14 protein-coding genes and 1 pseudogene are annotated in these 17,396 nt (G+C 40.0%); 4 read left to right on the top strand and 11 right to left on the bottom strand.

The annotated features are described in order from the left end of the window. Nucleotides 1-1,323 (top strand): Na+/H+ antiporter NhaC family protein (locus V7164_RS18735; RefSeq protein WP_335354872.1); only part of this gene is annotated, 1,323 nt, incomplete at its 5' end. A 57-nt stretch (nt 1,324-1,380) separates the two neighbouring features. On the opposite strand, the gene V7164_RS18730 is transcribed toward V7164_RS18735, so the two are convergent. From V7164_RS18730 to V7164_RS18710, 5 genes and pseudogenes are all read right to left on the bottom strand, one after another. After that, entirely contained in the window at nt 1,381-1,815 is a 435-nt protein-coding gene (locus V7164_RS18730; RefSeq protein WP_335354889.1) for an SRPBCC family protein, read from the bottom strand. A gap of 126 nt (nt 1,816-1,941) precedes the next feature. Beyond that, nucleotides 1,942-3,336: pseudogene (locus V7164_RS18725) on the bottom strand (AMP-binding protein); the annotation flags it as partial. A 108-nt stretch (nt 3,337-3,444) separates the two neighbouring features. Continuing rightward, a complete protein-coding gene (locus V7164_RS18720) occupies nt 3,445-4,308 on the bottom strand; it encodes an SDR family NAD(P)-dependent oxidoreductase (RefSeq protein ID WP_335354871.1) in 864 nt (287 codons plus the stop codon). A 102-nt stretch (nt 4,309-4,410) separates the two neighbouring features. After that, nucleotides 4,411-5,568 carry an ABC transporter permease gene (locus V7164_RS18715; RefSeq protein ID WP_335354870.1) on the bottom strand — a complete coding sequence of 386 codons (1,158 nt, stop codon included), beginning with the start codon at nt 5,566-5,568 and terminating at the stop codon, nt 4,411-4,413. Next, nucleotides 5,558-6,310 carry an ATP-binding cassette domain-containing protein gene (locus V7164_RS18710; protein ID WP_335354888.1) on the bottom strand — a complete coding sequence of 251 codons (753 nt, stop codon included), beginning with the start codon at nt 6,308-6,310 and terminating at the stop codon, nt 5,558-5,560. The genes V7164_RS18715 and V7164_RS18710 overlap by 11 nt, the downstream gene beginning before the upstream one ends. Nucleotides 6,311-6,500: 190 nt before the next feature. Between V7164_RS18710 and V7164_RS18705 the strand changes: the two genes are divergently transcribed. Both V7164_RS18705 and V7164_RS18700 read left to right on the top strand, forming a co-directional pair. After that, entirely contained in the window at nt 6,501-7,202 is a 702-nt protein-coding gene (locus tag V7164_RS18705; RefSeq protein ID WP_335348007.1) for a LytR/AlgR family response regulator transcription factor, read from the top strand. A gap of 13 nt (nt 7,203-7,215) precedes the next feature. Continuing rightward, nucleotides 7,216-8,199 (top strand): sensor histidine kinase, encoded by a 984-nt coding sequence (locus tag V7164_RS18700; RefSeq protein WP_335354869.1) that lies wholly within the window; start codon nt 7,216-7,218, stop codon nt 8,197-8,199. A 77-nt stretch (nt 8,200-8,276) separates the two neighbouring features. Here the strand turns inward: V7164_RS18700 and V7164_RS18695 are convergent, their stop codons facing one another. Further along, complete coding sequence (locus tag V7164_RS18695) at nt 8,277-9,500, bottom strand: MDR family MFS transporter (RefSeq protein ID WP_335354868.1); 1,224 nt, start codon at nt 9,498-9,500, stop codon at nt 8,277-8,279. Between the two features lie 143 nt (nt 9,501-9,643). Here V7164_RS18695 and ltaE point away from each other — a divergent pair, with 143 nt between their 5' ends. Then, nucleotides 9,644-10,693 (top strand): low-specificity L-threonine aldolase, encoded by a 1,050-nt coding sequence (gene ltaE, locus V7164_RS18690; RefSeq protein WP_335354867.1) that lies wholly within the window; start codon nt 9,644-9,646, stop codon nt 10,691-10,693. Nucleotides 10,694-10,756: 63 nt separating this feature from the next. Here ltaE and V7164_RS18685 read toward each other — a convergent pair whose 3' ends face one another. The 5 genes from V7164_RS18685 to V7164_RS18665 form a co-directional block, all read right to left on the bottom strand. Next, entirely contained in the window at nt 10,757-12,700 is a 1,944-nt protein-coding gene (locus tag V7164_RS18685) for a translation factor GTPase family protein (protein ID WP_335354866.1), read from the bottom strand. A 131-nt stretch (nt 12,701-12,831) separates the two neighbouring features. After that, the gene (locus V7164_RS18680; RefSeq protein ID WP_335354887.1) at nt 12,832-13,815 is read right to left on the bottom strand and encodes an NAD(P)H-dependent flavin oxidoreductase; all 984 of its coding nucleotides are present in this window, start codon (nt 13,813-13,815) and stop codon (nt 12,832-12,834) included. 102 nt (nt 13,816-13,917) lie between these two features. Beyond that, a complete protein-coding gene (locus V7164_RS18675; protein ID WP_335354865.1) occupies nt 13,918-15,123 on the bottom strand; it encodes an acetyl-CoA C-acyltransferase in 1,206 nt (401 codons plus the stop codon). Further along, a complete protein-coding gene (locus V7164_RS18670) occupies nt 15,120-15,992 on the bottom strand; it encodes a 3-hydroxyacyl-CoA dehydrogenase (protein ID WP_335354864.1) in 873 nt (290 codons plus the stop codon). The genes V7164_RS18675 and V7164_RS18670 overlap by 4 nt, the downstream gene beginning before the upstream one ends. Nucleotides 15,993-16,142: 150 nt before the next feature. After that, nucleotides 16,143-16,916 (bottom strand): enoyl-CoA hydratase-related protein, encoded by a 774-nt coding sequence (locus V7164_RS18665; protein ID WP_335354863.1) that lies wholly within the window; start codon nt 16,914-16,916, stop codon nt 16,143-16,145. Nucleotides 16,917-17,396: the final 480 nt, after the last annotated feature.

The raw sequence follows: 17,396 nt of genomic DNA, 5'->3' as shown, positions 1-17,396 counted from the left end.
ATCCTAGTATCATCTGATCTATTAATCGGTACTCAGCAGGCGATTTCCTATGTCGTCAAAACTTTATCTAACGATACAAATATTAAGATTGTCGGGTTTTTATATTTATTTGGCGGTCTGGTTGGAATGATGAATATTGCAGGAGGCATTAAAGGATTTTCAGAATGGATTGGAAGACGTATAAAGACGGAACGCGGGCTGCTTGGGCTTATTTGGCTGACCCTTCCGTTTACGTTTATGATGCCAATGTTTCGGATTATGATGATTGGACCGATTGTTAAATCTCTCATTAATAAAATGAATCTTTCAAGGCAAAAGGTGGGCATGACACTAGATATATCGACAGAGTCCGTAATCGTCTTATTACCAGTAGCCACAGCCTTTGTCGGATTTATGGTCTCTTTAGTGGCCGGGGGAATCCAAGGTTTAGACTTAGGGATGTCACCCTATCAAATTTTTTTACTAAGCATTTTATTTAATTTTTATGCCATCATCATGTTAATCATTGGAATTATCCAAACCTTTTTGCCGCCTTCTAAAATAATGATGAATCCCAAAGCAACGGCGGATCAGGAACATAGTGAGCATGAAGAACATGAATTCCATCGAATGGGCATCAAAAAGGAACTGTCTTTAGTAAAAGCACAGCCATGGCATTTAATCTTCCCAGTCTTTATCTTGCTGGCATTATCGTTATTTCTATTATGGCAAAACGGAACTTCCCTCGGGGCCAAAACCATTTTTGAAGCATTCTCCATGGCAGATGCCACTTTTGTCATGCTTTTGGCAGTTTTTATTACACTTATTTTAACCTTCACCTTTTATATGATTAGGAGACAAAAATTGAGTGAAGTCCTGTATCACTTTTACGATGGAGGTAATCAAATGATGCAGGCCATCAGTCTCCTTATTTTGATTTGGGCATTGACTTTGTCGGCCGAAGATCTTGGCTTTTCAGAATTTATTGGGTCAACATTAGGAACCTTTTTACCTGCTTTTATGACCCCTGCAACGATATTTTTGATCGGATCGGTAGTCGGCTATTTTATAGGGTCATCGTGGGGAACTTGGGGATTATTTATGCCTCTGGGAATCACCTTAGCCGTTTCCACCGGGGCTTCTATCCCTTTGACCGTAGGGGCTGTATTTGCCAGCGGAGCATTTGGCGCAATCACCTCGCCGCTTGGTGATACAACCATTACAACTGCATCCATTCTCGACCTCTCTCTTGTCGACTATGCCCGCTATAAATTGAAGGTTTCTGCTATTGGCGGGGCTATAGCGTTTGTTCTTTATTTGGTAAGTGCATTATTGATTATTTAAATTTATGATATTCAAAAGCCCCAACAGATCGTTGGGGCAATGAAACTTGAAGGGTTATTATTTAACTATTCCGGCTCTTAATTTATTCACACCAAATTCAAGATAAGCCTTTAAACAGGTAAGCATATAAACCCAGCCTTCCTTATTATCGATCAATTGGCTGATGAAATCATCAGCTTCCTCATTAAAACCTTCTTCATTAACTTCAATAATTGTACTTGAATCATCTAGTTCATCTAGTGAAATGGTGACAATATGCCCCTCTCCATTCGCACCCCATTGGAACACAATTTTTTTATTTTCAATGATTTCTATCATTTTTAGTTCACCTTCGGCATTGTATTCATCATATCTGCATGTAATGATCTTACCCGCTTCCCATTTTTCAGAACTTGACGAAAACCAAAAGTTACCAATTTTTGATGGATCCACGAAGGCTTCAAATACTTCATTTGCCGGTTTAAATATTTTAAACATTGTCAGATTGTTCATATGCATTCTCTCCTCAATTTTCAAATTTCTAGCAGGTAGACCTATTATTTTATCCAAAAGCTTAGTAGACAAGACTACTTTTCCTTCCATATTTTTCAACCGCTTTTTATCAAGTTTTCCCAAAGGAGTATATGGCATCTGATCGATAAAAACGATCTCTTTTGGAACTTGAAACCTTGCAACCCTAGGGCGCAGCCATTCAAAAATCTCCTCTTCTGTAAGGTTAGCATGTCTCATTGGTTTCACAAATGCTTTCAACCTCTGTCCAAATTGTTCGTCATTCATGCCGATCACAGCTACATCTTCTATAAGATTATGTTGGATAAGAACCTGCTCCAATTCAATCGGGTACACATTTTCTCCAGCTGAAACCACCATATCATCCTTTCTTCCGCATAAAAAATAATACCCATTTTGATCACAATAACCTAAATCACCTGTTTCAATCCAAGAAGCCTTCCTATTCTTAAATGACCACTTACTTTTCACGCAAAATTGTCCAATTGTATCGAATTCTACCTCATCCTTATTTTGATCCAGTACTTTTAAGCGGACGCCATTTATTCTCTTTCCAATCGTATGAACTGAATACTTTAAGTCCTGCGGGGCTGCAATAATATTTAAGCCCGTTTCCGAAGTGCCGTACAAATTGCACAAGACATTTCCTAATTTATGAAAAACCTCATCTGCAAGTTTAGGATTAAGCTGTGCACCGCCTGAAGCTATACATGCAAGAGATTTTAAATCCTCAGCATTATGCTTTAACATTTTATGGATCATTAGAGGCACGACCGTTACGACTTGAACCTTGTGCTCTCGAATAAGCTGGCAGGCTTTTTGGGCATGAAACCCTTTGCTGATCACCACTTTTTTCCCTAATGCGATAAATAAAAATAATACAGCAACACCATAGCCATGGTAGATAGGAGTAGCAATATAAACAGGATTGTATTTTATAAGCTTAAGTCTAACGAGCAAACTGACAAATGGATTTAAATAATTGAATAGTGATGGTTTATGAGGGGCTTCCTTTGATTTTCCTGTCGTGCCGCCAGTCAGCAGCATGATTTTACCCATAGAAGTTCTAGGCAATTTTATTTCCTTAATTAGATTTGTGGTCATTAACTGATTGATTGCAGGCAGATGATCATGATAACTCATAACCATTTCTTTTGAATAGTTTGCATATTCGATAATCGTCCTTAACTCCGGATCATATACAAGGAAATCAAAATGATGTTTTTCCAATTGCGATTTAAACTGATTTTTGCTCATTCCTGGATTGAGTAAATAAATATCTGCTCCTAATCTAGAAACAGCAAAAATAGATCTGATTAATGAAGCGTGATTTTTACACAGAAAACCTACTTTCTGACCGCACCTAAGCCCGTATTTTTCTAATAGAACGATAGAAAGTTTTTCGGATTGGGAGAATAATTGGTTGTAGCTTATTGTTTCATTATCGTCTACTAATGCAACTTTGTTCCCGTATGTCCCTTTTGCAATTTGCAGGAGAGTCATGATATTGATTCCGTTCTTTGAAATCGCTGCCAGTAACCTATATAAGCCTAAAGGGGAAAGTAATTTGATTTTATATAAAACGAATATGAGTTTTAATATTTTCATGTTTCATTTCCCCTTTTTTCTTAAAATAATTGGGCATAATCGTTCCCACATTCCTCTAAAAACTATGGATGCAAGCTCCCCAAATATTAGCCACCACGGACTGTACCTTTTTCTTCTTGTATACATCGTTTGGCAAATGATTTTGGCAACATGCTCGGAGGACATGGCAGGCATTTTTTGATAAGCAGCTGTTGGCAGGATCATTGATGTTTTAACTAATGGCAGATAGATCGTTGTGGTTGAAATCTCCTTTGCATTCAATTCAGGAGCTGCGGATCGAAGCCATGTATCAAAGGCTGACTTGGATGCCTGATAAGCAGCCCAAAAGGGAAATGGCAGCAGCAAAGCGTTTATAGTAGAAACATTAATGATCTGACCTTTATTTTTTTCAAGTATCGGAATAACCGACAATAGCAGTTGAACCGGTGCAAAATAATTAATGGCCATCGTACGGGTAAAATCGTGGTACCGATCTAGTGAATGCATAATAGATCGGTTAATTGATATTCCCGCATTGCTAACAACGATGTCCAATCCGGAAGGCAGGTGTCGAATGAATGTCAGCAGTCCCTGCATCTCTTCATCCACTCTTAAATCTGCTGGAAAAATACTAACTATTGCTGCTGACTTTTCAATTTCTTTTTTCATCGTCAACAGCTTTTCCTCTCTTCTTGCTACTAATAGTAAATGGACATTTACCTCCGCTAGCATATAGGCCAACTGCTCCCCAATTCCCGAGCTTGCACCCGTAATAAGGATTGTCTTTCCATGCAATGTGCTTTGCAGCTTCACCTTGTTTAAATATGTTGGCGGAAATAATAATCTTTCCAAAAATTTATATTTAGGCATCATAATCCCTTTTTTCAAATTTTGTTATATACCCTAATATTCTATGAAAAAAGCTAAAAAACCTTTATCGGAAGAGACCGTTCCACCAAGTAAGAATAGGAACCGTCTCTTTTAATTTCATTAATTCATAACCCACTTATCCTTCATGAATAAGATTCTTCCAATAATAAAGAGTACAATCATACAAATGACGTTACTTGCAATCGTTATTAAAATATGTTCTATATTGACAATACCGAAAACTAATTCCTTCAATATACTGAAAAGGTTCATGATTGGAATCGCGAAATGCTCAAAGCCTAATTCATTGATTCCAATTCCGGATATAACCATCGTTGGAATAATTGCCAGCATCATAACAGGCGTACTATAGCTTTGCGATTCCTTTACCGTTTTGCCAATAATGCTTGTAATCATAAGGATTGATGCGTTGAACATGGCATAAATAATCGAAATAAAGATAGCTAAGCCGATGATGATTCCTGCATTATCTCCAAAAGTGACAGCCTTTTTGAGATTTTCAGTTAACAAGCCAATTTCTAACGCGACGACAATTAGAGTAATAATTCCGGTTATCGCTCCAACAGTTGCAATGGTCAGCCATTTTGCAAAAAGCAGCTTTGCCCGGTTGACTGGTGTCATTAATAGAGCTTCCATCGTTTTTCTTTCCTTCTCTCCAGCAAATAAATCTGAAGCAGCCGGACCGGCACCGACCCCAATCGCAATTGATAAAATTAATGGAATGAGCATAGCAATTAAATTAATATTAGGATCTTCTGCTGACATTTCCTTTTGATTGATGGCAAAAGGCTGAATGACCGAAGTTTCTGTTCCTAGCTTTTCTAATCGTTCTGAAGTGACCGATTTTTCGTAAGCTGTTAAAGCGGTATTTACTAGATTCATCAAATTTGAGGAGTTCTGGCTAAAAGAATTACCGATAATGGTTACTGAAGCCTCTTCACCTTTATTAATGCTCTCGATAAAATTAGAACTTAGTTCAAGAGCAGCTAAAGCCTCACCCTCATTCAGAGCTTCTTCAGGATTTGCTGATTTAACAAATTCAATATTTTCAAAACCAGAAAATAGGCTCTCCTCTTCGGTACCAAATGATTGATCTACAGCCAGCATATATGTCTTACCTTCATCACTAGATATCAATTTTTCATAGAAAAAGGTCATTCCAGTCATCATAATAATTGGCAGCAATACCGTTAATAATAAAGTTCTGCTGTCACGGAAGCAGTCTTTTAATTCTTTAAAGTAAATTTTACGAAGCATAGTGGTTTCCTCCTCTAACAAGCTTACTCATAAAAATAAAATTAAGATCCCGGCTTCCTTCAGATTTGTAAAGGGCTTCAAGATTTCCGTTGTAAACTAGCTCTCCTTTATGCATCATCGCGACCGAATCACATAGCAGCGAAACTTCCTCCATAATATGGCTGGAAAAAACAATCGTCTTTCCCTCACGTTTAAGCTGATGGACAAGCTGACGGAAAACATTGGAGGATGTAATATCTAATCCTGTTGTTGGTTCATCGAATAGAATGATTTCAGGATTGTGAATTAGCGTTCTGGCGATGGCTACTTTTTGCCGCATTCCTTTAGAGAAGCCTCCAACCTTCCGATCGAGGTAATCCCTCATGCCAAACATTTTTGTTAGGTCATCAATCCGTACTTTTGTTTCATGCTTTCCCAATCCGTAAAGACTTGCAAAGTATTCAAGGTTTTCGCGAGCAGTCAACCGGTCATACAGCCCTGTCTCCCCTCCAAAAAGCACGCCTATTCTTTTCTTAATTTCATTTGGATTTTTTAAAGTGTCATATTCTCCTACAGTTACACTGCCTTCTGACGGAGTAAGCAATGTGGCGATTGTCCGAAGCAAGGTTGTTTTTCCTGCGCCATTCTCACCCAGCAGTCCTAGTACTTCTCCCTTAGCAACGTTAAAGGATACATGTTTTAAGGCGGTTACATATTTCTTTTTATCCTTAAATTGTTTTGTGACTTCATGAATTTGAATCATCATCTTCATCTCTCCATCTGTTTGATTTCTTGTATTTATCATACAAGGATTGAAAAAGGGAATCTTCACTTATGTCGCGAATATTCCTTTTCGTGTCGCGAAAATGACAAATTCCCTATTAAGAATGGTAAAATAATGAAAGCAGACTCACTTGTGAGGATGAACCGAGCTTTTTATCGTAAAGGAGTTCATTATGAGGATTGGTCTTGTAGATGATCGCAAAATTGACTTAGACAAATTAAATGGAATCATTTCAGGTATAGAAGGTGTGGAAATTATCTTCTCCACCACATCAGCAGAAGTAGCCTATGAACATATTAAAAAAGAAGAAATTGATTTATTAGTTGCAGATATTGAGATGCCGGACCTGTCCGGCTATGAACTGGGAGATATTATTCATTCACATGCCCTGAATATTTCAGTCATTTTTGTTACCGGAAATAGCGGCTATGCTGTTCATGCTTTTGAAATCAATGTACATGACTATATTATGAAGCCATACCCAAAGGAACGGCTCATCCAATCGATTGAACGGCTAAAGGAGAAAACAAAATCTGCCGAGATTAATGGACGGCTTTATATTAAACAGAAAAACAATATTCATATCATTCAAAAGAAGGATATCATTTTTATAGAAAGATCCGGAAGGTCCACGACCATCTATACAAAATCCGGGCAGATCAAAACATACCAAACATTGAATGAATTAGAGGGCGAGCTGCGTGAACGTGATTTCATTCGTTCACATCGATCATTTATCATCAATATTCACTATGTGTTGAACTTCTCTCTCTACGCAAAGAATTCCTATATTGTTACCTTTGAAGGTATTGAGGAACAAGCGATGATTACAAAGGAGAAAGTAGATTTTTTACAGCAAAATTATTTTTAAAGGTGGAAAAGACTTGATACTGAATAAAATATATTGGGCAACCATCGCTGTATTAGGATTCGTTCACCTGCGCTCAGTGCTGCTGAACCTTTCTTTTCAATTTCCAATTATCATTATTTGCCTATTTATTGTCTGTTTCATTTTTTTCTTATATAAAAAAGTCCCTGTCAGAGTTTCAATCTTAAGCTATATTTGGAATTCTAGCCTTTTTGTTATGCAGGCATTGCTTGTATTAATTTATATAACTGATAAACCTTCCTGGATTTTTCTCGTTCCTTTTCTTATTTTTATCGGGATTGAAACCGTGCGAATAATTTGGGCAAACCAGCTCACATCTTTTACTAAAAAGCTAAAGGAATTTGAAGAGCAAAATAACCAATTCAATGAAACTTTTCGCCTTGTTCGAACCGAGAGACATGACTTTTTAAAACATGTTTCGGCTATCCACTACTTACTGGAGGATGGAAAGTATTCGGAGGCAAAGGCTTATCTTGATGAACTTGTTGATGGGTATGAAGAGACGAATTTATCTATAAAAGGGGAACGTGGTGTAGTCGCAGGCGTTCTGCATAAACTGTACCAGCAGGCTAAAGCATCAGATATAGAGGTTGTTTACGATTTTGATCTGCCTTTATCAACACTCCCCCTATCCGACCAGCATGTAGTTGCTTTAATAGGCAATCTTTTATCAAATAGTATCGATGCATGCATCGATTGGCAAAAGAAGCATGAAGAACAAGCTTGCGTCACATTGCAATTTTACAAAAGAAGCGGATTATATCTATTAATCTGTAAAAATAATAGTCTGCCAATCCCTGCCGATATTTTGGATGGATTGTTCCAAACATATGGAAAGACAACGAAAACAGGTGATCATGAAGGCTTCGGAACAGAGATCATTCATAATATTGTCAAGGATCACGAAGGATTTCTGGATTTCGTCTATAAGGAGCATGAATTTACAATCAAAATTAAATTGCCGGCAATTTTAGGTTAAAGGAACGCCCTCCCTCAAGAATAGAGGAAGGGCGTTCAGCTTGTGTAATAACAAATCCGTTTCAATCATTAATTCCCCTAAGCCTCACGAAGCGGCTGTTTCTTCATTTTCGCCTTGACGCCTAGCAGAATTGGGATCGCTAGTATTGAGGAAAAGCACAATAATCCAAAAACAAGAATTGGTTTGTCATACCCATATGTATCGAGCAGAAATCCGCCAAGCGCTGGCCCGATGACATTTCCAATCTGTGTAAACCCCATCGCCCCGAAATACGTACCCCGCAAATGTGGCTTTGCAATATTATCCATGAATAAATCTGTCATGCTGAACATTAACACTTCTCCAGCTGTGAAAACAAACATGACAATCATCCACACGAGTATTCCTCTAGCTAAACCAAAGCCAATTAAACCCAAGCTGATCATGATACTGCCCAACATGATGGAAGTTAAAGGCGAGTATTTTTTTCCAATCGATAATAGCGGGTACTGGATAGAAATGACAGTAAGCGCATTAAACGCTAACAAAATCGAAAACGTCTTGGCTCCATTTTCAATGAGAGAAGTGTTCGACAGAAATTGAGGCAAAGTGGACGACAATTGGGAATATCCAGTAATCGCCAAAATAAACCCAATTAATGACCATAATAAAATGGAATCTGATTTGGTAATCCTAAATGCATCGATGATTTTCACACGATTACCAGAGCTTATATTTTCTTTTAATACTGTTTGATTCGATGTTTTTCGATAGGTTAATAGGAGCGATAATCCGTATAGGGCATACACACCAGCCGCAATAAAAAAGGCAGAGGTGGATTTAGATGAACCTAAGTAAAACCCAAGGAGCGGACCGAAAATCACGCCGACATTAATCGCCGTATAGCGAAGGTTAAAAATGAGCAGTCGATTTTTCGGTTCTGTTAAATCCGCCAGCAAAGCTCTTGATGCCGGTTCAAAAGTAGAACGGCAGAATCCATTTAGCGCATTCATAAGAAAAAATCCCCAAACCGCTTCCACTAAGCCAAAGCCGATAAAAACAAAGGCCCATAGGAAAATTGAAATTAATAAAACCTTTTTCCTGCCAAATCGATCGGAAAAATAGCCGCCAAAAAAGCTCGTTGCAATCCCGACCAGTGAACTCACGGCGATAATAAGCCCTGTTTGAGTAGGTGAAACCCCTTTTACATTTGTTAAATAAATAGCCAAAAACGGAATGCTCATGGAGGTTGCCATTCTTCCGAAAACCGTTCCAATGACAATATTCCATACAAGTGGATGCAAATTTTTAAGTGCTGTCATATTGTTTCCTCAAATCTTTTTTCAATAGTGAATCTATTCTAGCCTTTTAAGAAGATTATGGCAATATTTAATGAGTATGATAGTTTCTATGCAAACTTTATGATTAAATTACATTATAGAGAAATTTACGAGGAGGAAACACAATGCCGATAGATTTAAGAAGTGATACTGTTACAATGCCTACCGAAAAGATGAGAGATGCAATGCGAAATGCCGAGGTTGGGGATGATGTATATCGTGATGATCCTACTATCAATCGTTTAGAGCAAATAGCGGCAGACTTACTTGGAAAAGAAGCCGCTTTATTTGTCACAAGCGGAACACAGGGAAATCAAGTAGCTGTTTTAACTCATACGCAGCGTGGAGATGAGGTCATCTTAGAAGAGAATTCCCATATTTTTTACTATGAAACTGGCGGTCTCGCAACCATCGCAGGGGTACAGGCGAAGACCATTAAAGGGATAAATGGACAAATGCCTTTATCTGAAATAAAGAAAGCCATTCGCGGAAATGACATTCACTTTCCAAGAACTAGCTTGATTTGCTTAGAGAATACCCATGCATTTTCAGGCGGGCGGGTTTTGCAGCTTAGTTATATGGAAGAGGTTTATCAGCTTTCAAGAGAGTATCAGATTCCCATCCATTTAGACGGGGCAAGATTATTCAATGCAGCTACTCGTTTAAACGTTCATCCTAAAGAAATGGCCAAATATGCAGACTCCGTTCAGTTTTGTTTATCTAAAGGACTTAGTGCTCCTATGGGCTCACTATTAGTAGGAACAAAGGAGTTTATAGAAAGATCCAGAAAGTGGAGAAAAATGCTCGGAGGCGGAACCCGTCAGGCAGGTATCATTGGTGCGGCAGGAATTGTGGCTCTAGAAGAAATGATTGACCGTTTGAAAGAAGACCATATTCATGCAAAAGCCCTTGCTAAAGGACTATCCCTAATTGACGGAATTGACATCGATTTAGATAGTGTGGAAACCAATATTATCATGGTGGATATTGATCGAATCGGAATGGACTCAGAGGAATTTATCAAGCATTTAAGAGATCATGAGATTCTAGCAACCTCTTCTGGTCCATATCGAATCCGATTTGTGACACATAGAGGCATCACGAATGATGATGTCGAGAAGGCAGTAGAAGTTGTTAAAGCTATAGGTGAGAATTCCAGACAGAAACAAATTTAGGCTTTGTAGGGGGATGTGGGGAGATCATCGCTGCCCGATTGTCGGGGCCCTCCCCCAATTGCCCTATAAACAATGCATCATACCCTCAGCCTCATCCCATTTCACCGAATAGCCATGTCCTTTTGCACAAAATATAGAGGCGGATGTGAAATCAGGATCCGCATTTTTATCATACCCGATACGTTCAATGACCTCCTGCTCGTTATGACATCGGTCATAGCCTGCAAAAGTTAATGCAATACGCCCTTTGCCATGAGTAAAAGAAGCCAGCACCGTTCCGTAATCCATAAAGGTTGCAACCGGAACATTTCCTGTCAAAATTGCTTTTTCGCCCTCCGTCACTGGCGGATCAAAGCGGCCGTATGCCGTTTGAATATCCGATAACACCCTCCCCATTTGGTCTAAATCCACTTTGATTTTGAATTGATAGTAAGGTTCAAGCAATACGTTGCGTGCCTTTTCTAATCCTTGTCTTAAAGCCCGATAAGTGGCTTCCCGAAAGTCACCCCCATGGGTATGCTGATTGTGAGCTTTTCCGGTCAGCAGCGTAATCTTTAAATCTGTAAGAGGCGAGCCGGTAAGCACACCGTGAACCTCCCGCTCTTGAACATGCTGGCCGACTAAATTTTGATAGCCAATGGATAAATGGTCAGTATGGCACTGACTTTCAAAAACAATCCCGCTATTTCTTTTTCCTGGCTCTAATTTCACATGAACCTCTGCATAATGGCGAAGCGGCTCAAAGTGCCCGTACCCAATCACTTCTGTTTCGATGGTTTCCTCATAAAGAACTTCCGGCTTTTCAAAAGCAATGTTTAAATGAAACCGATCTCTAACTAATTCCTCTAGCACTTCAAGCTGAATGGCTCCCATAACATGCAGGTGAATTTCCTGCAAACTCTCCTCCCACTTTACATTAAGCGAAGGGTCCTCTGCTTCAAGCATACGAAAATATCGCAAAACCTCTTTTACATTCACTCCGGACTCAAACACGACTTTTGATCGAAGAGTTGGCACTATTTCGTATACAGCTTTTTCCTTTATTGCCCCAACTCCATCACCAACGGATGCGCCTGTAATCCCTGTAACTGCAAAAAGTTCTCCAGCGCATGCTTGATCGATTTGTTCATATTGACTGCTATTATAACGGCGAATTTGTGTTACCTTTTCCGTTATTCCATCGCCATAGTTCATCTCTTCCCGTACACTTAGAGTACCAGTATAAGCCTTTATAAAAGTGATTCTTGTCCCATTTTTTTCATAACGAACCTTATAGACTCTGCCGGAAAAAGGCGCATTCAGAGGGAAGTTCGTCACAGATAGTAATTCCAATTTTTCTAGAAAGCTTTTCACACCTATATCCTGAAGAGCTGACCCACTTGATACGGGAGAAATTTGAGATGATTGGACCATTGTTTGCATTTTTTGGATCCATAATTGAGGTTCGTATCCTTTATCCAAATAGTATGCTAGTAATTCCTCATCCCTCTCAGCTAGAAATTCGATTAATTCATCCGCCATTATTCCATCAGTTAAAGAGGATGTTATGTCACAAATATCTACTGTTAAACTACTGCGTATTTCATCTAACACTCGGTCAATATCCGCACCAGCTCTATCAGTTTTATTAATAAAGAAAAAGGTTGGAATGTTGTGCTTTTTCAACAGATTCCAAACCGTCTCCGTATGACCTTCTACCCCCTCTACAGCACTGACGATAATAACGGCCAAATCCATCACCTGAATAGCTCGTTCCATTTCTGGAGAAAAATCGATGTGCCCCGGAGTATCAATTAAATAGTAGGTAGCATCCCCAAATTCAAAGATCCCTTGATCAGCAAAAACGGTAATACCACGCTGCCTTTCTATTTCATGGCTATCAAGAAAGGCACTTTGATGGTCAACCCGTCCCCGTTTCTTGATCGTTTTTGTATGGTAAAGCAGCTGTTCTGAAAAAGTGGTTTTTCCCGCATCGACATGAGCTAATATTCCAATTGTCTTGTTCATTTGTATGTTAACGCCCCTTATTCCGCTTAGGTCTGTTCTAGTAGTTATCATTATAGCAAGTTTGAGGTACAAGTGGGGCGGGGTACGGGTTCGTTTCCACTTTTTCGTAGATTCCCATAGAATTTGAACTCTTACACGCTTTTGTTCCGATTGCTTTTTCGAAACGCTGCAAATTCTTGTGCTGATTCGGTTAACCGTCTTTCCGTTTCCTCCATCATGTCAACAAGCAGTTCCTTCACACTTGGAACATCTTCGATTAACCCCGCAATCTGGCCACTGTTCATAAATCCATTTTCCAAATCGCCTTCAATCGCACCTTTAATATGTTTTTCTTCCGATGTCCATTCTGCATATTCCTCTAATGTCATTCCCGCTTTTTCCCGATCATGAAGAGTCTTCGCGTATGGTGTTTTTAAAATTCTTCTGACCTGACCAACACTGCGGCCAAAAATCATCGTTTCTGTGTCGCCTGCGTTAACCAGATTCTGTTTATATAAATCGTGAAATGGTGCTTCTTTTGTCGCGATTAGTCTAGTACCCATTTGCACTCCGCTTGCACCCAGCATCAGTGCTGCCGCTAGGCCTTTGCCGTCTCCGATGCCACCAGCTGCCAATACTGGTATGCTCACATGCTTCACAATTTGCGGAATAAGCGTAAATGTTGTTAATTCCAGACTAGAGTTAATCCCTGCGGCCTCATAGCCTTCCGCTACTAAAATATCCGCTCCAGCCGCTTCAGCTTTTTTGGCATGCTTTACTGATGCAACGAGGGCAATTACCTTCACACCATGTTCATGAAGCACTGGAATGTAAGGAGCCGGATTTCCCGCTGATAAGGATACAACTGGAATACGGTGATTAATCATGAGTTCAATTAGCTCCTTCGTATAAGGAGATACACTAACCGCGATATTTACAGCAAAAGGTTTATTCGTGCGCTGCTTCGTTTCAAGAATAATTTTTTCTACTTCATTTGGTGCCATCGTGCCGCAGCCAATTGTCCCAAGACCTCCCGCTTCGCAAACAGCCGCTGTCAGCTGTGCATTGCTGATATTACCCATTCCCCCCTGGATAATCGGGTATTTGATTTGAAGCAATTCACAAACAGATTTCATCATTATCCTTCATCCTTTCTCTATAAAAAGACTGCCCAACACCTGCCTATATAATGGGCGGTTCTGGACAGCCTGTTTGAAAGTGTTGTTCAAAAAATAGGACTATTCATTTACATTCTCAACAATAGCAGCAATTCCCTGGCCAACACCGATACACATTGTCGCAAGGCCATATTTTTCATCACGTTTCTTTATTTCATAAAGAAGTGTCGTTAAAATGCGGGCACCGCTTGCGCCAAGCGGATGTCCGAAAGCAATCGCCCCCCCATTAACGTTCACCTTACTTTGATTAAGTCCCAACTGATGAATACATTGAAGCGATTGAGATGCAAACGCCTCATTCAATTCGATTAGTCCCAAATCATCTACTGTTAAACCTGCCCGTTCAAGCGCTTTTCTTGATGCATAAATCGGACCAAGTCCCATAACGGCTGGCTCAAGCCCCGCTGTTGCACCTGTCACATATTTCGCCAGCGGCTTCAAGCCCAATTCTTTAGCTTTTTCAGCGCTCATCAATAGCAGGGCAGAAGCTCCATCATTTACTCCTGAGGCATTGCCAGCTGTTACTGTACCGCCTTCAAAGAGCGGTCTGAGTTTGCCGAGCTTTTCCAGTGTAGAATCTGGGCGTGGATGCTCGTCTGTATTTACAATAATTTCATTTCCTTTACGGTCTTTGTAAATAACCGGGACAATTTCCTCTGAAAAACGATTTTCCTCCATCGCCTTTTTCGCACGCAGCTGGCTTTCAAAGGCAAATTGATCCTGGTCTCTTCGTGAAATATTATAACGCTGTGCGACATTTTCAGCCGTTTGCGGCATGGAGTCCGTGCCGTACATTTCTTTCAGCTTTGGATTCGTAAAGCGCCAGCCAATCGTTGTATCCTGCAATTCCATATTGCCGCGCGGATAGTCCTGAGAAGGCTTCGCCATCACGAGCGGTGCACGTGTCATACTCTCTGTTCCGCCCGCGATAAAAATATCACCTTCGCCAACAGCAATGGATCTTGCTGCATACAAGACCGCATCCAAGCCAGAACCGCACAGGCGGTTGATGGTCGTTCCTCCGACTTCCACTGGAAGGCCCGCAAGCAAAGCAGACATTCTCGCTACATTTCGGTTATCTTCCCCGGCCTGATTCGCGTTGCCAAAAATAACCTCTTCAATTTTTTCTGGGGGAAGTTTAGGGTTTCTTTCGATAAGTGCCTTAATAACAACAGCACCTAGGTCATCTGGTCTTACATCTTTTAAAGCTCCTTTATATTTGCCTATCGGTGTACGGACAGCATCAATAATGACTACTTCTCTCATTTTTTTACCATCTCTTCCTTGTTCGTATAGTCATAAACACCTTTTCCGCTTTTTCGACCTAGACGCCCGGCCTTGACGTACTGTTCTAGAAGCGGTGCCGGGCGGTATTTCTCGCCAAGCTTTTCATGTAAATATTTTAGGTTGTTTAAACGGACATCAAGGCCGACAAGGTCAACTAGTTCAAATGGCCCCATTGGATAGTTCAAGCCAAGTTTAATAGCTTTATCAATTTCTTCAGGTGTTCCGAGTCCCTCCTGAAGCATATAAAACGCTTCGTTGCCGACAAGGGCACTAATCCGGCTCGTTACGAATCCTGGGAATTCATTAATTACGACTGTTTCTTTCCCCATTTTGACAGCTACTTCCCTGATGACATTTGCTGTTTCCTCACTCGTTTCCAAGCCGCGGACAATTTCTACGAGAGGCATTTTATGTACAGGATTAAAGAAATGCATCGCGATTGTTTTTTCTGGTCGTTTTGCATAAGAAGCAATCTCTGTTGGACTCATTGTGGATGTATTAGTAGCAAAGATGCAGCTTTCAGATGCATGCTCTTCCATTATTTCAAACACTTGTTTTTTAATTGCTGCTATTTCAGGAACAGCTTCAATGATTAAATCAGCAACTGAAGCTGCTTTAGACAAGTTACTTTCATAGCCTAAATTAGCACGGGCTTTTACTGCTTCTTCTGGAGAAATTTTTCCCCGTAACAGTCCTTTTTCAAAAATCGAGCCAATTTCCTGCTTGGCATTTTGCAAAGCTGATTCATTAATGTCTACTAATGTGACTGAATATCCGCCAACTGCTCCAACATAGGCAATGCCTCTGCCCATTACGCCGGATCCTACAACCACAATGCGGGTGATCATATCGATTCTCCTCCTTATGCATTCAATGAGTATGGAAAGATAACCTTATTTCGCTGTCGTCTTAACTAATATTTATAAATTCACCTTTGCTAATCTCCACTTAGAATAACACTACTTTCTCTGCCTGCATTACTTGTATAACTCACCTTATTATTTTCCTAAAAAAATAGGCTTTCTTTTTTGCAAAAATGCTTCAATGCCTTCACGATGATCAGCTGTTAATCCAGCCGCTCTCTGGCCTTGTGCTTCGTGTTCAAGATAGTCTTCAAAGGATAGAGTGGAAACTGCTTTTAGTGAGCGTTTGATTAAACCTATCGCCTTCGTCGGCATAGATGCAAGGCGTGAAGCAAAGCTGCTTACCTCTTTCTCGAAAGCCTCCACTGGGATCATCCGATTCGCAAGGCCAATATGAACGGCCTCCTCAGCGGGCACTTTTTCTCCCAATATAGCGAGCTCTGCCGCCTTTGCATGACCAACGAGCTGACTTAGAAAATAGAGATTTCCAGAGTCTGGAATGAGCCCTACATGTATAAAAGCATTTACGAAACTCGCTTTCTCTGAAACTAGTCTAAAGTCACACGCAAGTGCAAGGGAAAATCCTGCTCCAGCAGCTACTCCATTTACTGCTGCGATAATCGGCTTTTCACATTGTCTCAATTGTTTAACCATCGGGCCGTAATGGTTTCTTAGCACATCGCCATGATCCATTTTTTCATCGACTTCTGATAAATCTTGGCCGGAACAGAACGCCCGGCCCTCGCCTGTAATAACTATGCAGCGTACCTTATCGTCCTTTGAAGCGCTTCTTACGGCGTCTTTTATTTCACGGTTCATTTGCGCAGTAAACGCGTTAAGTTTGTCTGGCCTATTTAAGTAAAGCCAGGCAACTCCATTTTTAACGTCATAACGGATCGTTTCAAACATGCAATTCTCCCCTACTTTCCTTTATAATTCTGATTTCTTTTCTCGCCCTTCAAAACACTTACATTGAACAGCTCTATGTGAAGCTTTTGCCTCGATTCCTCCAAAACATTGCTTCGATTTTATCCCTTGCCTCATTCCGTCTGATAAATTGTTCTAGTTTCTCTTTTCGGCCACCATTGTAAGATTGGCCATTTCTGCTCCTCCTATTAAATCTATATGAAATGATTAATTATATTACACCTTTATAACGCTATTGTAGTTTATCGTTATATGAATTGTAAATATATTCAGACATTTACAGAAAACTTTTTTCTCGATATAAATCCCCGTTACACTCACCCCCTTAGGCTGAACAATATCCTCTCATAATTCTTAACATAATATGGTTACTATCCGGTGATACTAAAAAAAGGAACATTTAGGAGGATTCCCTATTGGATATATCATGGATGGCTTTTATGATGATTGTTTTAGCAAGTT

Origin of the sequence: Bacillus sp. JJ1474, assembly GCF_036965225.1 — a bacterium.
In the GTDB taxonomy this organism is placed as follows: domain Bacteria; phylum Bacillota; class Bacilli; order Bacillales; family Cytobacillaceae; genus Cytobacillus.
Note: the sequence above shows the minus strand (reverse complement) of the source record. Positions and strands in the feature narration are given on the sequence as shown.

Bases quoted from the DNA above. Each gene is read 5' to 3' on its own strand.
- V7164_RS18665 (WP_335354863.1), bottom strand. From the start codon at position 16,916: ATGTTTGAAACGATCCGTTATGACGTTAAAAATGGAGTTGCCTGGCTT.
- V7164_RS18730 (WP_335354889.1), bottom strand. From the start codon at position 1,815: ATGAACAATCTGACAATGTTTAAAATATTTAAACCGGCAAATGAAGTA.
- V7164_RS18675 (WP_335354865.1), bottom strand. From the start codon at position 15,123: ATGAGAGAAGTAGTCATTATTGATGCTGTCCGTACACCGATAGGCAAA.
- V7164_RS18670 (WP_335354864.1), bottom strand. From the start codon at position 15,992: ATGATCACCCGCATTGTGGTTGTAGGATCCGGCGTAATGGGCAGAGGC.
- V7164_RS18685 (WP_335354866.1), bottom strand. From the start codon at position 12,700: ATGAACAAGACAATTGGAATATTAGCTCATGTCGATGCGGGAAAAACC.
- V7164_RS18695 (WP_335354868.1), bottom strand. From the start codon at position 9,500: ATGACAGCACTTAAAAATTTGCATCCACTTGTATGGAATATTGTCATT.
- ltaE (WP_335354867.1), top strand. From the start codon at position 9,644: ATGCCGATAGATTTAAGAAGTGATACTGTTACAATGCCTACCGAAAAG.
- V7164_RS18715 (WP_335354870.1), bottom strand. From the start codon at position 5,568: ATGCTTCGTAAAATTTACTTTAAAGAATTAAAAGACTGCTTCCGTGAC.
- V7164_RS18710 (WP_335354888.1), bottom strand. From the start codon at position 6,310: ATGATTCAAATTCATGAAGTCACAAAACAATTTAAGGATAAAAAGAAA.
- V7164_RS18680 (WP_335354887.1), bottom strand. From the start codon at position 13,815: ATGAAATCTGTTTGTGAATTGCTTCAAATCAAATACCCGATTATCCAG.